Source organism: Streptosporangium sp. CA-115845 (genome assembly GCF_050943795.1).
In the GTDB taxonomy this organism is placed as follows: domain Bacteria; phylum Actinomycetota; class Actinomycetes; order Streptosporangiales; family Streptosporangiaceae; genus Streptosporangium.
Map to the genome: position 1 here is coordinate 4,934,201 of NZ_CP191988.1, position 14,734 is coordinate 4,948,934.

13 protein-coding genes are annotated in these 14,734 nt (G+C 67.7%); 9 read left to right on the forward strand and 4 right to left on the reverse strand.

What is annotated here, in order from left to right:
* Positions 1–332 precede the first annotated feature (332 nt).
* Positions 333–653, reverse strand: coding sequence for a hypothetical protein (locus tag ACQP0P_RS24705; protein WP_433381512.1), 321 nt, complete (start codon positions 651–653; stop codon positions 333–335).
* 188 nt (positions 654–841) lie between these two features.
* On the opposite strand from ACQP0P_RS24705, the gene ACQP0P_RS24710 reads away from it, so the two are divergent.
* The 5 genes from ACQP0P_RS24710 (at position 842) to ACQP0P_RS24730 (ending at position 6,127) form a co-directional block, all read left to right on the forward strand.
* Positions 842–2,137, forward strand: a complete 1,296-nt coding sequence (locus ACQP0P_RS24710) for an ISAs1 family transposase (protein ID WP_433381515.1) — start codon at positions 842–844, stop codon at positions 2,135–2,137.
* Between the two features lie 118 nt (positions 2,138–2,255).
* Entirely contained in the window at positions 2,256–2,798 is a 543-nt protein-coding gene (locus tag ACQP0P_RS24715) for a transposase (RefSeq protein ID WP_433382067.1), read from the forward strand.
* 354 nt (positions 2,799–3,152) lie between these two features.
* Positions 3,153–3,584, forward strand: a complete 432-nt coding sequence (locus ACQP0P_RS24720) for a hypothetical protein (RefSeq protein WP_433381518.1) — start codon at positions 3,153–3,155, stop codon at positions 3,582–3,584.
* A gap of 114 nt (positions 3,585–3,698) precedes the next feature.
* The gene (locus ACQP0P_RS24725) at positions 3,699–4,853 is read left to right on the forward strand and encodes a PLP-dependent cysteine synthase family protein (protein WP_433381521.1); all 1,155 of its coding nucleotides are present in this window, start codon (positions 3,699–3,701) and stop codon (positions 4,851–4,853) included.
* Positions 4,850–6,127: an MFS transporter gene (locus tag ACQP0P_RS24730; protein ID WP_433381524.1), complete on the forward strand. Its 1,278-nt coding sequence runs from the start codon at positions 4,850–4,852 to the stop codon at positions 6,125–6,127. The genes ACQP0P_RS24725 and ACQP0P_RS24730 overlap by 4 nt, the downstream gene beginning before the upstream one ends.
* Positions 6,128–6,345: 218 nt before the next feature.
* On the opposite strand, the gene ACQP0P_RS24735 is transcribed toward ACQP0P_RS24730, so the two are convergent.
* Positions 6,346–7,674 (reverse strand): aminotransferase class V-fold PLP-dependent enzyme, encoded by a 1,329-nt coding sequence (locus ACQP0P_RS24735; protein WP_433381527.1) that lies wholly within the window; start codon positions 7,672–7,674, stop codon positions 6,346–6,348.
* A gap of 429 nt (positions 7,675–8,103) precedes the next feature.
* On the opposite strand from ACQP0P_RS24735, the gene ACQP0P_RS24740 reads away from it, so the two are divergent.
* Positions 8,104–9,489: an IS256 family transposase gene (locus ACQP0P_RS24740; RefSeq protein WP_433382070.1), complete on the forward strand. Its 1,386-nt coding sequence runs from the start codon at positions 8,104–8,106 to the stop codon at positions 9,487–9,489.
* A gap of 104 nt (positions 9,490–9,593) precedes the next feature.
* Here ACQP0P_RS24740 and ACQP0P_RS24745 read toward each other — a convergent pair whose 3' ends face one another.
* Entirely contained in the window at positions 9,594–10,202 is a 609-nt protein-coding gene (locus tag ACQP0P_RS24745; RefSeq protein ID WP_433381530.1) for a TetR/AcrR family transcriptional regulator, read from the reverse strand.
* Between the two features lie 172 nt (positions 10,203–10,374).
* On the opposite strand from ACQP0P_RS24745, the gene ACQP0P_RS24750 reads away from it, so the two are divergent.
* Together ACQP0P_RS24750 and ACQP0P_RS24755 are read left to right on the forward strand one after the other, a co-directional pair.
* The gene (locus ACQP0P_RS24750; protein ID WP_433381533.1) at positions 10,375–11,559 is read left to right on the forward strand and encodes a YbfB/YjiJ family MFS transporter; all 1,185 of its coding nucleotides are present in this window, start codon (positions 10,375–10,377) and stop codon (positions 11,557–11,559) included.
* Positions 11,560–11,675: 116 nt separating this feature from the next.
* Complete coding sequence (locus tag ACQP0P_RS24755) at positions 11,676–12,437, forward strand: alpha/beta fold hydrolase (RefSeq protein ID WP_433381536.1); 762 nt, start codon at positions 11,676–11,678, stop codon at positions 12,435–12,437.
* Between the two features lie 115 nt (positions 12,438–12,552).
* Here ACQP0P_RS24755 and ACQP0P_RS24760 read toward each other — a convergent pair whose 3' ends face one another.
* Positions 12,553–13,476, reverse strand: a complete 924-nt coding sequence (locus ACQP0P_RS24760; protein ID WP_433381538.1) for a tyrosine-type recombinase/integrase — start codon at positions 13,474–13,476, stop codon at positions 12,553–12,555.
* A 283-nt stretch (positions 13,477–13,759) separates the two neighbouring features.
* Between ACQP0P_RS24760 and ACQP0P_RS24765 the strand changes: the two genes are divergently transcribed.
* Positions 13,760–14,719: an MFS transporter gene (locus ACQP0P_RS24765; protein WP_433381541.1), complete on the forward strand. Its 960-nt coding sequence runs from the start codon at positions 13,760–13,762 to the stop codon at positions 14,717–14,719.
* The last annotated feature ends 15 nt before the right edge of the window (positions 14,720–14,734 follow it).

Sequence of the window (14,734 nt, forward strand, 5' to 3'; positions counted from 1 at the left end):
TACCTGGTACACGCGACAGTTCTGACCGATCAGAACTCGAACTCTGTCCGGTTCCCGAGACGGCGTCTGACCAGGTCAGCGCAGCCAGACCGCTGCGGGAACCAATCCGGCCCCACGCCGGGCACGGCTATCCACAGCCGAAACCCCGGTTTCCGCCTCCACCGCCTGACCAGCCCTATTAGCCCTTTCCGGCGTACTTGGTCTGCCCCCTGACCGCTCGACACACAAACCCTGCGTGACCTGGGACGACGGCTCCGGAATGTACTTCATTGCAGCACTCTTACCGACAGGCCGACTTGCAATAGTCATGCTCGACCGGCCTGCCGAATCGGTCAACCGGCCACGATCCCGCGCAGCCATCGGATGGCGAAGAGCAGCAATATGGCCTGGAGGAGACCCGCTACGGTCATTAAGAGCCAAAGCACCTTGTCGCCGTTGGCGAGCACCCATTCGAGTACGGGTCCTGGGCTGAGGGACAGTCGGAATCTTTCGAACAGCCAGCTGACTAGAAAGCTCGCTGGTGCCGCAACGAAGAGGATGATAGCGAACTCCAGTCCTCCACGCTTTCCGAGATGAGGAAGAGCATGGGCCGCTGCGGCAAGGACTAGGATGGCGTAGACGCCAGCGATTATTCCTTCAACCTGGATTCGCATCGTAAGCTCCTGTGGAAGCAGGGCCCCGGCACATCGAGGTTTTGACCGGGTTTGATTCTTGCCCGCGGCGGACGTGAGGTCGAAGTCGGCCTGCAGGCCGGGTAATAACTGCCCAAACCACGGCACGGAGAAGGGCACGATTCCCGAAGATCAGCGGTGTCTTAAGCCGTGCGATCCTCGGAGGAACCGTGCCCCTCGCCCCATCATCGCCGATCACCGCTTCCAGCGAGGGCCAGATTATCGATGAAGCCCCGCTGGACTCACCACAGCCGGGACTTTTGATCCGCTTTCGCGTGATCGAAGACAGCCGATGCGCGTACAAGATCCGGCACCCCCTGGAGACGATCTTGGCGGTGATGACCTTCGGTACCGCCGCGGTCGGCGGCGACTCCATCACCGCGATCTGCGACTGGGCCGCCGAAGCGCCGCAACATCTGCTCGCCTCCCTGGGCTGCCGGCGCGACCCGTTCACCGGGCTATGTCACCCACCCAGCGAGCGGACCATCCGCCGGGTACCGGCCGACGTCAACGGCAACGATGTCGACCGGCAAACCGCCGCGTACCTGGCCCAGTCGCGCGAGCCCGACGGCCGACGACCGACCCGCGGCCATGACAGTGGCCAAGGGCAAGCGCGTGAACGCGAGGCACGCCGAGCCGCTCAGCGCGACCGCCGACAGCCCCCGGCCGGAGTGCTGCCATCAGCCGCGGTGGACGGCAAGGCCATACGCGGTGCCCGGCTACCCGGCGGCGGCCGGGTCAACCTGCTGTCATTGTTCGACCACGCCAGCGGGAGCGTGCCGGCGCAGCGCCGGATCGGGGCCAAAACCACCGAGGTGCCCGAACTGGCACCGCTACTGGCCGAAATCGACCTGAGCGGCATGGTACTGACCGCCGATGCGCTTCATACCGTTCGAGAGACGGCCCGCCATCTGACCCAGGACCTGGGCGCGCACTACATCTTGACGCTCAAGGCGAATCAACCGACGCTCCTGGCGGCGGCCCAGCGTGCGCTGACCGGCGTCGATGCCGACTTCGCCACGCGCAGCCACACCATGTCCGATCGTGGCCACGGACGGACCGAGACCCGCACCCTGCGCACGGCCGACGCCGAGGGCATCGACTTCCCCGGTGCGGCCCAGTTCTTCCGGATCCTGCGCTACCGCGGTGGCCTGGACGAAACCCGCACCGGCAAACAGGTGACGTTCGGGATCACCAGCCTGCCCGCCGGCCTGGCCGGACCGGCCCACCTCAACCACTACACCCGACAGCACTGGGGCGTGGAGAACCGCGAGCACTACGTTCGTGACGTCACTTTCCGCGAAGACGCCAGTCAAGTGCGTACCGGGCAACTCCCGCATGTGATGGCCGCCATCCGCAACCTCGTGATCGGCGCGTTCCGGCAGAAAGGTCACATCAACATGGCTCAGGCCCGCCGCAGACACGGCTACGCCTCACACCGTCTGCTCACCCTATTCGCCCTGTGAAAATCGACCCATGGCAGACCGAATCGTCAATGTGCCGGAGCCCTGACCTTCACGCGGCGTCTATTATCTGCTGTACGTCATCATCGATATCTTCTCTCGTAAGACTGTCTGGTGGGAGATCTGGCCGACGGAGACCGGAATCCTTGCCAAGGAATTTCTTGAGCACGCGATCGAGGCCAACGGAGGGGTCGCTCCGGGCGCTATTCACGCCGACCGTGGTACCTCGATGACATCGAACACCGTCTCCGGCCTGCTCGCCCTGCTGGGGATCGACCAGTCCCATTCACGGCCACGCGTTTCCAACGACAACCCGTATTCGGAAGCGCAGTTCAAGACACTCAAGTATTGTCCCGCTTTTCCTGGAACGTTCGGGTCCATCGAAGACGCAGGCGTCTTTTGTGGCCAGTTCTTCCAGTATTACAACAACGAGCACCGTCATTCCGGTATCGGAATGCACACCCCGGCATCGGTGCACGACGGCTCCGCGGTTGAGATCCACGCCAAGCGGGCCGCCACCTTGAACGCTGCCTTCCTGGCCCATCCCGAGCGGTTCCGCGGCCGTCGGCCCTGCCCTCCGCCACTGCCCACCCGCGTGTGGATCAACAAGCCATCCATGACTCTTCAGACGGAGACCTCAGTACAGACGCTACAAGTAGCCTGATGTCTCAATCGGTTTGACGGATTCCGCCCCGCTCGTCGTGGACTTCTTCGCTCGGCACTGACCTCCTCCAGCCATTGATGTTCGCCCCGGCCCGAGGCGGCGGAGGCGCCGACGTCTTATCCCTCGCTTCTCAAAACCAGGGGGAATCCCAGCTCAGGCTTCAATAACTAATCGATGCCTGCCGGTGTTTTGCGCCGTCTATCACCGAAGGGCGTTGCAGGTCTGCCCCCTGCGAGGCCGTCGCAGCTGCTCTGCGGGCCTGCCGCGCCCAGGGACGCCCCAAGAGCGCTGAATCACACCCCGTAGTCGAACGATCACTCGTAGTAATGTATGTTTGTGGTCATGATCGGGTCGATGCGGCGAGTCGCGCAGCGCGGAGGCATCGCCTTCACGCTGTGCCTGACCGTGCTCGGCATCGTCGTGCTGATCCATCTGGCGCTGTACGTCGCCGCTCACGCTCACGCGGCGCACCACCACGCGCCCGGCGCGCAGACGGCGATCTCCGCCGGTGGCTCGAACACCGAACCCCCCGCCGCGGTGCCGAGCGAGCATGAACCGTGCCCTCGCCTTCCCATCGATCATGATCATCGCCTGTGTGGCGCGGCCGCCGGGGCGCAGATCACCGACGTGCGTCCTTCGCTGCAGACCGGTCCCGCCGCCGGCGACCCGATGAGCACCGAGGTTCCCGCGACACCCTCACCACCGCCCACCCAGCGATCTTCGCGGCCGGCGGACCCGCCGCCGGGGGCCGTGCTGCTCGTTCTCAAATCCGTTTCCCGCGTATAGAGCCGGCCCACCGGGCCGCTCGGCAACGACTCAAGCTCGACACGATCGGCGTGAGCCGTCGCTTCCGCGTGCCCAAAAGCGAGTCGACCACATCGCAACCATGGGAAACGGATCATGACACACACCCTCAATTCATCGCAGATCGCCATCACCTCGCTCAGCCGGCTGATCACCGGGGCCACCTGCCACACTCCCGAGCACGTGGTCGGCAACACCCCGGTGCTGTGGGTTCCCGAGATCTTCTCGGGTCGGGGGCACGGGTTCTGGGCGAAGCTGGAGGGCGGAAACCCCGGCGGGATCAAGGACCGCTCCGCCCTCTACATCGTCGAGCGGGCGCGCGAGCGCGGCCTGCTGCGACCGGGAGCGCCCATCGTGGAGTCCACCAGCGGGACCTTCGGGCTGGGCCTGGCCTTGGCCGGTATCGTCCACGGCCACCCGGTGACGCTGGTGACCGACCCGGGCATGGAACCGCTGATGCACCGGCTGCTGTCGGCCTACGGAGCTCAAGTGGTCACCGTCACCGAGCCGCACCCGGTGGGCGGCTGGCAGCAGGCCCGCCGGCAACGCGTGCGGGAACTGCTCGGCGAGTACCCGGACGCCTACTGCCCCGACCAGTACAACAACCCCGACAACGTCGCCGCCTACGCGGGGCTGGCCATGGAGCTGGCCGGTCAGCTCGGGCGGATCGACGTCCTGGTGTGCAGCGTGGGCACCGGCGGCCACAGCGCCGGCGTCTACCGGGCGCTGCGGCGTTTCTACCCCGACCTGCGGCTGGTGGGCGTCGACACGGTCGGCTCGACCATCTTCGGCCAGCCCGCGCGCGTCCGGCTCATGCGTGGCCTGGGCAGCAGCATCCTCCCGCGCAATGTGGCGTACGAGGCCTTCGGGGAGGTCCACTGGGTCGGGCCCGCGGAGGCGGTCTGGGCCTGCCGGCGGCTGGCCGTGCTGCGCTACGCCACCGGCGGCTGGAGTGTCGGGGCGGTGGCGCTGGTGGCGTCCTGGCTGGCTCGCGCGTTGCCCAGCCACACCCGGATAGCGGCGATCTTCCCCGACGGCCCGCACCGCTACTTCGACACCGTGTTCAACGACGACTACTGCGCCGAACACGGCCTGCTCGGCGCGCCTCCGGCGATGGACCCCGACGAGATCGTCCATCCGGCTGAGCGTGAGCTGACGCGCTGGACCCGATGCGTGACCGTGCTCGACCCGGCCACCCTCGCGGGAGACGGCGTCGAAGAGGCACGCCTTACCGAAGGGGCGCAGCGATGAAAAGCACGCTGGCCCTGGCCCGCTCCTTCGACCGGCCGGTGAGACTGCTGCTGGTCAACCAGCTCACCATCAACACCGGCTTCTACATGCTGATGCCCTATCTGGCCGGTCACCTGTCGGGGACGCTGGCGCTGCCGGCTGCGCTGGTCGGCCTGGTCCTGGGTATCCGCAACCTCAGCCAGCAGGGCATGTTCCTGGTCGGCGGCACCCTCGCCGACCGGCTCGGCTACAAACCCATGATCGTCACCGGATGCGGGCTGCGTACTGTTGCGTTCCTGCTGCTGGCGATGGCCGATTCCCTCTTCGCTCTGGTGGTTGCCTCGGCGTTGACCGGGTTCGCCGGCGCGCTGTTCAACCCCGCCGTACGGGCCTACTTGGCCCAGGAGGCGGGCGAGCGCAAGGTCGAGGCGTTCGCCGCGTTCAACGCCTTCTACCAGCTCGGCATCCTGATCGGGCCCCTTATTGGCCTGGTACTTAACGGCATGGCGTTCAAGCTCGTCTGCCTCGTCGCGGGACTGATGTTCGCCGCCTTGACGATCGCCCAGATGCGGGCCTTGCCGGCGCAGGCCAAGGAGCAGCCGCAGGAAAGGCGAGCGGTGCTGCTCGACTGGCGCGAGGCGCTCACCAATCGCCCCTTCCTGCTGTTTTCCCTGGCCATGATCGGCTCCTACGTGCTGAACTTTCAGGTCTACCTGAGCCTGCCGCTGGAGATCCGCCGGGTGACGGCCAGCGAACTCGGCGTCACGCTCATCTTTGTGGTCTCCGGCCTCATGACCATTGCCGGCCAGGCACGGATGACAGCGTGGGCGGCCCGGCGCTGGCGGCCACCCCAGGCCATCACCTGGGGACTCGTGCTAACGGGATTGGCCTTCACTCCACTGGCGCTGGCCGCACCGTTGGCGAGCGCAGCCACCACACCGGTTGGCGGCATCACCCACGCCCTCCTGCTGCTTCCGGTCCTCGGTACGACGGTGCTGCTCAGCCTAGCCACCATGATCATCTACCCGTTCGAGATGGCAACCATCGTCACCGTCGGTGCTTCGCGCATGGTGGCCACGTACTACGGGCTCTACAGCACCCTGGCCGGCATCGGCATCGCCATCGGAAACCTGCTCACCGGGTGGGCACTTGATCTGGGCACGCAAGTGAGCCTGCCCAGCCTGCCGTGGCTGGCCCTGGCCCTGATTGGCCTCGGCTGCGCCGTGGCCGTCAAGGCCCTGGATCGATCGGGGCGCCTGGCGACCTCACCGCAGACCGCTCCGACGCCGGCGTAGTACCGTGCGGGAGTTCCCGGTGGCTCAACCGAAAACCCCGGTGAGATCCTGAGCGCGACAAAGGACCTCGGACAGGCGTGGTCGAGCAGGTGGCAGTCCCGCCCGATGGCGGGGCCGCCACCTGTGGCACCCATGATCACGGCAGGGTGCCGCCGAACGTGCCGCGAACCGGCGAGCACGGATCCTCCCGGCTCGTGACATGGCTATGGTCGGCGCGTTCAATGGCGCATCCGCGAGGCCAGTTCGCGCACCGCCACGGCGAGCAGATCGACCTGATCGCGGGAGGTGAACAGCGCCGGCGTCACCCGGACGCAGTCGCCCCGCACCGGCCCGCCGCGGCGCACCGTGAAGATCCGATGCCTGTCCATCAGATCCTTGGTGATCGCGACGTTGTCGGCTTCGGAGGTACGTCCGGTGATCCGGAACGCGGTCATTGTCCCGTACATGGCGGGCTCCTCGGGAGTGAGGATCTCCAGGTTGGGAATGTCGATCATCTGGTGCACCCAGCGGTCGCGCAGAAAGCGCAGCCGCGCCTGCTTGACCGCGGCACCCAAGGTGTCGTGGAAGTCCAGGGCGGTGCCCACGGTGAGGATCGGGGCGACGTCCATGGTGCCGGAGTGGACCCGCGAGCGGATGTCGCGGCCGGAGTAGGTCTCGTCGGCGAAAGCAGGGTCGATGTCGGCCAGGCGGTTCTTGCGAATGTAGAGGAACCCCGACCCCAGCGGCGCCCCCATCCACTTGTGCAAGGAGAACACCGCGAAATCCGCTTTGAGGTCACCGATGGTGAAGTCGAGCTGCCCCCAGGAGTGGGCCGCGTCGACGATCACGTCGACGCCTTTGTCACGGGCCATCGTGACGATCTCTGCCACCGGCAGGACGAGTCCGGTGCGGTTGTTCATATGACTCAGCAGCAGCAACTTGACCCGTGGATGGTCGCGTAGCGCCTGGGCGTAGGTGTCCAGTGCGACCTGGTGGGTCGCCGGCTCGGGGATGGCCATCCGCTCGACGCTCACCCCGCGCCGACCGCGCAGCCAGTTCATGGCGTACCGCGCGCTGTGGTAGTCGAGGTCGGCGTACATCACCGCGTCGCCCGGCCGCAGCCGGTTGTAGCCGCCGATCAGGTTCTGCAGGGCTTCGGTGCCACCACGGGTCAGGGCGATCTCCTCATGGGAGGCACCCAGGACGGTCGCGATGCGTTTCCTGACCTGGGTGGCCCGATCGGTGTAGGAGGTGCGCAGCAGGTGGGAGTTCAGCTCGTTCAGCTGGTCCACGTTGCGGTGATATGCCTGACGCACCGGCTCAGGCATGATCCCGTAGTAGCCGTTCTCCAGGTTGATGAAGTCCGGGCTGACCCGGTACTGCCGTGCCACAGTGCCCCAGAAGCTCTCATCCCTGGCGAGCTGGTCAGGCCTACGACCGGCCGGAACGATCAGCGGCTCGGCCTCCGGCAACTGCGGCGCCGGTGATGGCGGAATCACCGGCGGTGAAACAGCGGAGACCGCCACCGCCCCCAGTCCAGCGACCATCTCACGCCTCGACAAACTCATCGAACCACCCCACATCGATCAGCCAAAGCTCACCGAATAGTGGCTCCGACCTGCTCTAACAGTGAAATTCCAGTGTGTGGCTGATGCGCTTTGCGGGGTGGTTATCCCAGCTTTTCGGGCGTGGCGCGGTGAAGATCGGGCATTGGACACGACCGGAGATCCTCACCTGGGGCGCGTTCGCCGGGCAGATCCCACCTGCCCTTGACGCGATGAGGGGGTATCACTCTAAGTGTGGAAGTGATCACTGTAGGTAGATGGTCAAGGTAGATCATCTTAACGCTTCGGGGGGAGCGTCAATCATGACGAACACACGGGGAACATCGGCTCTGACCACCACATTCGACCACGAGCAGACGGGAGGCCCGGCACGGGCTGCTCGTCACGGCGGGGAAAAAACCCCTGCTCGAAGGCGAGGTGCCACTGCGGGAGCTGCTCGGCGATCAGGTGCTGGACCTGCTGCTGACGCGCTCGCGTGACGGAGCGGGCGGGCTGCGGCTGACCGGCGAGGGCTCGATGCTGGGCGAGCTGGTCAAGGCGGTGCTGGAACGCGCGCTGGAGGCCGAGCTGTCGACGCATCTGGGCTATGGCAAGCACGATCCGGCCGGCAACGGGACGGGTAACTCCCGCAACGGCAGGATCGGCAAGACCGTGCAAACCGGCGTCGGCCCGGTGCGGCTGGCCGTGCCGCGGGACCGGGCCGGCACCTTCGAGCCGGTGCTGGTGCCCAAGCGGGCCGGTGCTGGTGCCCAAGCGGGCCGGTGCTGGTGCCCAAGCGGGCCGGTGCTGGTGCCCAAGCGGGCCGGGCGTGTCTCCGGCGGCCTGGACGACATGATCATCAGCCTGTACGCGCACGGCATGAGCGTGCGCGACATCCAGCACCACCTGCGCCAGATCTATGAGGTCGAACTATCGCATGAGGCGATCTCCAACATCACCGACGCCGTGCTGGAGGAGGTCCGCACCTGGCAGGCCCGGCCCTTGGAGGCGGTCTATCCGGTGGTGTTCCTGGACGCCATCGTGGTCAAAGTGCGCGACAACCACACGGTGCAGGCTAAACCCGCCTACCTCGCGGTCGGCATCGACACCGACGGCGACAAACACGTGCTGGGCATCTGGCTCGCCAAGACCCCGCTCGACCACGCCACCGCCGGCGAGTCCGCCCGGTTCTGGAGCGCGGTCATGACCGACCTGCGCAACCGCGGCGTGCGCGACATCCTCATCGCCTGCACCGACGGCCTGAACGGCTTCGAAGACGCCATCCACGCCGCCTTCCCTTACACCATCGTGCAGACCTGCGTCGTGCACTTGATCAGAAACGCACTGCGGCCGGTGGCCCGCCGCGACCGGGCCGCCGTGGCCGCCGAGCTGAAGAAGATCTACACCGCGCCCAGCGCGGAGGCGGCCTTCGAGGCCCTGGCCGACTTCATCGCCTCCATCTGGGGCGAGAGGTACCCGCAGGCGGGCCGCGTGTTCGAAGCCGCCTGGGACCGCTTCACCCCGTTCTTCGCCTTCACCCCCGGAGTGCGCCGACTGCTCTACACCACCAACGGCATCGAGTCCCTGAACTATCAACTGCGCAAGGTCACCAAGGCCCGGGGACACTTCCCCGGCGACGACGCCGTGGTCAAACTCCTCTGGCTGGCCATCATCAACATCGAGGACAAACGCGCCCGCGAACGCGCAGCCCACAAGGAGAAAACCGGCAAGATCAAGAACTCGCCCAGCACCGCACGTCTCATCGAAGGTCAACGCACCATCGGCTGGCGTGAAGCACTCATCGAACTCGACATCGCCTATCCGGGAAGGATCAAGTAAAACAGGTAAAGAAGGCTCTCCATCTACCAAGAAGGGCCTTTACACACTTCAGGGGACAAGCTCACATTCACCCTGACCGGGGCATCGGCGGCTGAGACAGGAAGCTAGGAAGGCCAGTCTTGGAGGCTGGGGCGAGCGGCGGCGGACAGCAGGGTGAGCGCGGCCTTGCGGGCGGCCTCGCCGGCGCCGGCTGTGTCGTGATACGCGGCAACGACGGTCGCCCCCTCGACCAGCATGAGCAGCTGTCGTCCCAGGACGGGCGGATCGACGGCTCCGGCACGGCTGGCGATGCCGGTCAGGAGGTCGAGGTAGTGGCCCAGGTGGCGCGCGGTGATAGTGCGAACGGCGTCGACGTGGTGCTGGGCGGCCGCGTTCAGTATCGCGCAGCCACGGAAGACCGGGTCGTCGTACCACCGCTGGAGGGCGTCGAACACCGCGGCGAGTTGCTCGCCGGGGGCGTCCCCGGCGGCTGCGGCGGCTTCGGCCAGCCAGCTCGTGACCCGCTCGCTGCGCGCTTGCAGCATGGCCTCCACGAGGCCGTCCTTGGTGCCGAAGTGCCGGTAGAGCGTCTCCTTAGACACCCCGATGCGGGTGCACAGCTCGGCAACGCCGATGCCGTCGAGGCCGCGCTGGTACAGCTCTCGGGTGGCCGTCTCGAGGATGGCCGCTCGGGTGCGCTCTGGGTCGATCGTCGAGCCTTTGGGAACTGGCATGCCATAGATCGTACCGGTCGGTTCGTTCTGCTGCTAGCATCCGAGTTCGTACCGATCGGTTCTATCTTTGGAGTGTCATGCCAGACCTTTTCGCCTCACCGCGAATCCGGAACGTCTCGGACGTGCGGGACGCGACCCCTCGCGGCGATGGCGCCGCCGAGAGACGGGACCGATGACGCAGACGGCGCTGAAGGCGGAGCCCTGGGCGGTGTGGCAGGCGGGCCGGCTGGCGCTCGGCACCGCCTCGGCGCTCGGGCTCGCGCGCTTCGCCTACGGCCTGCTCCTGCCGGCCATGCGCGAGGACCTGCGCTGGACTCTGGCTGAGGCGGGGGCGATGAGCACCGCCAACGGGCTCGGCTACCTCCTCGGCGCGCTGGTGACCGCCGCGGTCGTGCGCCGCTGGGGCACCGCCGCCGCCTTCCGCATCGGGATGGCACTCACGGCCGTGTCGCTGGCTGCCACCGCGGCGAGCGACGCCTACCCGGCGCTGCTGGCCGCGCGGGCCGCAGCCGGAGCGGCGGGGGCGGTGGTGTTCGTCGCCGGCGGCGTGATCGCCTCGCGCGTCGCCGCCCGCGCGGCCTCCAGCGCGCCCATCACCGTGTACTTCGCCGGCACTGGGCTGGGCATCGTTGTCAGCGGTGTGAGCATTCCCGCGTTGGGGGAGCACTGGCGCCTGGCCTGGGTCGGCCTGGCCGTCGCTGCCGCACTGGCGACCGTGGCGAGCTGGAGCGCGGCGAGCACGGGCGAGGACGCGCATGCCGCCGCGGCCGGCCGGGTCCGCGTGCGCCCGCTGTGGGGGGCCGCCCTGGCCTACCTGCTGTTCGCCGCCGGGTACATCACCTACATCACTTTCCTGTCCGCCTACCTCGCCGACCAACACGCCTCGCTCGGGCAGGTGGTGCTCACCTGGACGGCGCTGGGCCTGGCCGTCGTTGCGGCGCCCGCGCTGTGGAGCCGCCCCACCGCCGAGTGGGCCGCCACCCGGGCATTGGCCACCCTGCTCGCGATCCTGGCCGGCGGAGCGGCGCTGGCGCTGGCAGCACCCACGCCACCGGTCATCCTCGCCTCCGCGATCATCTACGGGGCGACATTCATGGGCGTTCCCGCCGCCATCACCGCCCTCATCAAGGGCAACGTCCCGCCCGCCGACTGGACCGCCACGCTGGCGGCCTTCACCACGGTGTTCGCGGCCGGGCAGACCGCCGGGCCGTGGATCGCCGGCATGGTCGCCGATCACACCTCGACCGAGGCCACCCTGGCGTGGACCGCGATCCTGTGCGCCGCGGCCTCCGCGATCGCCATCGCCGGAGGCCGCACACGCCCCGGCGCACCCCGGCCCGGCGCGGCACACAACTGAGACGTGCGTCTGACACCGGCGACCCGACACACACCGCGCATGCGGTCGACGTTCTCCCGGGCAGCGCCTCACGAGCCACCAGACACCAAATCCGACAAGAGAAAGCGAGAAAGATCATGGGCAACTTCGTGCTCATCCCAGGGATGTGCCACGGCGGCTGGTGCTTCGAGGAGCTCACCGGCGAGCTTCGCGCGCAGGGGCATGCCGTCTACCCGCTGACGCTGACCGGGCTCAGCGAGCGCAGCCATCTGCTGCACGGCGGAGTGAACCTCGACACGCACATCCAGGACGTGACCAGTGTGCTAGCCGCTGAAAACATTCAGGATGCGGTGCTGGTCGGCCACAGCTACGGGGGGATGGTGATCACTGGTGCCGCCGACCGCGCACCCGAACGGGTGAATGCCCTGGTGTACCTGGACGCCATGGTGCCGGAGCCCGGCGACTCCTCCTGGACCCTCGTCTCCGACCAGGAGCGCCGATGGTACATGGACGTGGTGGAGACCGGCTACGCGGTACGGCCGCTGCCCTTCTTCGACCCACGGGCCACGCCCCACCCACTGGCCTCGCTGCTCCAGCCACTCCAGCTCACCAGCGACCTCGCGCACATCCGCCGCAGGGACTACGTGTACGCCGCGGGCTGGGACGGCCAATCCCCGTTCACCCCCGTCTACCAGCGGTTGCGTGAAGACCCCTCGTGGCGGACGTACGCGCTGGACAGCGGGCACAACCTCATGCGGGACGCGCCGCAGGACCTGTTGAAGATCCTGTTCCAGGTTGTGGACCTCGCTGATGGCGAGGATCGGGACAGCTCCACCGCGCGGGCTGCCACCAGAGCAGTCACCACCACAAGATCTTCGCTCTGGGCCAGCCAGGCGTAGCGCCGAAGCAGCGCCGCGCGCCGGCGCTCGGGGAAGTCCTCCGCACCCAGCCATTCGCTCATGCTCAGGGCCATCCTTCCCATCCGGCGAATCGACAGCTGAGAGTGCGCGTTCCTCAGCGCCTGCGGGCGGCGGGATCGCGTCCGGCCTGCCAGCGCGCGAGTGCTTCTCCGGAGACCCGGGCATAGCGGGCCAGTGAGACGACTGAGGTATGCCCGGAGTAGGCCAGCAGGGTGGAGGTGTTGGCGCCGTCCTCGGCCGCGTGGGTCAGCGCCGAGTGCCGGAGTTGGTGCAGTGTCCAGCCGCCGGTGGCGGCCTCGAACAGCTCGGCCGCCCGCCGGTAGGACAGCCGCGCCTTCCCGCTGCCAGCGTCGACGTCGGCCGGCGGCAGTTCCACCCGGGCCCGCCGGTCGGTGGTGAACACCGGCCCCGTCCGGCGCCCGTCCAGCAGACGGGGTAGCAGCCGGGCGGTGCCGGTGCGCCAGACGATGACGTCGACCGCGCCACCCTTACGCCGTACCCGGGCCCGCCGGTTGCGCAGGTCCAGTTCATCGACATCCAGGCCCAGAACTTCCGAAGACCGCGCTGCGGACTCGTACAGCAGCCGCCACAGCGTTCGCTCGCGTAGCGCGATCCCTTCCCGGCCGAGCAGTTCGGCGACCTCGCCGCGATTCAGGGAACGGGTGCGGTCGGCCTCGACCGGCCGACGTTTGAGCCGGCGCAACGGGTCCTCGATGATCCAGCCCTGATCCCGCCACCAGCCGACAGCTGAGGACAGCGCGTTGAGCCGGGCGTTGACCGTGGCGGCCGAAGCCGAACCCCACCGCTCGATGAACCAGGCGGAGACTCGATCAGCCGCGGTTTCCCCCTCGAACACGGTCATGGGGGTGTAGGGACCGAACTTCTCGGTCAGAGCGCGCAACGCCGTGGCGTAGGCCCGCGCCGTGTGGGGATTGGACACCCCGGCGAGAAACCCCTCGATCGCGTCCTTGAGCGCCAGGACCGACCGCTCGACACCGATCTTGTGGACCCCTCCCACGACGCCTTCGCGCTCTATCGCAGATAACCATGGAGTCTGGCCCCGCCCGGCGGAGGCATTTTCCCAGGACGGCACCGACACTATCGCAGATAATCATGGAGTATCTGCGGCTAGCTGCTTCCAACGGGGGGCTGGGAGAAGCTGTGCAGCGCTGACCTGCTCTGAGAGGGCTTAGCGCACGATCCGGTTCCGATGTTCCTTAGACCCCCGGTACTGCTTTTTCATCTCCGCGCCGCTCGCGGTCGCTGCGGCCGTCCTACTGCAGCGAACCCTGCACCTGCCGGTGCTGCGCCGCCCAGTGAAGATCGACTGGTTCGGCGGCGCGCTCATCGTCGCCGGGGTCAGCGCCCTGCTGATCTGGTCGACGCTGGCCGGAGACAAGTACGCCTGGGCCTCCTGGCAGTCCGCCGTCCTGGTCGGCGCCGGGCTGGTTCTGCTCGCGCTCGCGGTGTTCGTCGAGTCGCGGGCGGCCGAGCCGATCATCCCGCTGAGCATCTTCCGCAACCGCACGATCACCCTGGCCACGGTCGCCACCGTCGTGGTCGGCATCCTGATGTTCGGCAGCGGGACGTTCCTTTCGCAGTACCTGCAGATCAGCCTCGGTAAGTCGCCGATGGTCGCCGGGCTGATGACCCTGCCGCTCGTGTTCGGCCTGCTGGTCTCCTCGACCGTCACCGGGAGGCAAATCACCCAGCACGGCCGGTGGAAGCGGTTCCTGGTGGCGGGCGCGGTGCTGATGGCTGCTGGGGTGCTGCTGTTCAGCTTCATTGATTCCCAGACCAGCTTCCTGGTGCTCGCGATGTACATGATCGTGTTCGGCGTCGGCATCGGCATGCTGCTGCAGAACCTGGTCCTGGCCGCGCAGATTGAGGTCGCCGGGCGCAACCTCGGCGCGGCGACGTCGACCGTGAGCTTCTTCCGCAGTCTCGGTGGCGCGATCGGTGTCGGCGCGCTGGGCACCGTGCTCGCCAGCCGGGTGACGACGCTGCTGCAAGAGCGCCTTGGGGCGGGAGTCACGGGCGACGGCAGCGTGAAGGTGCCCGCGCTGGCCTCGCTCCCGCCGGAGATGGTGCCGGTCTTCCAGGCGTCCTATGGCGCGGCCACTGCGGACCTGTTCCGCGTGGCGGTGCCGATCGCACTGGTGGCCGTGCTCGCCGTGGTGCTGATCAAGGAGAAGCCGCTGCAGACGCTGAGCGGGGACCAGCGGCGGGCCAAGGAAGCGGCCGCCGCGCCGCCGGGGTGAACGTCCCCGGGGCCC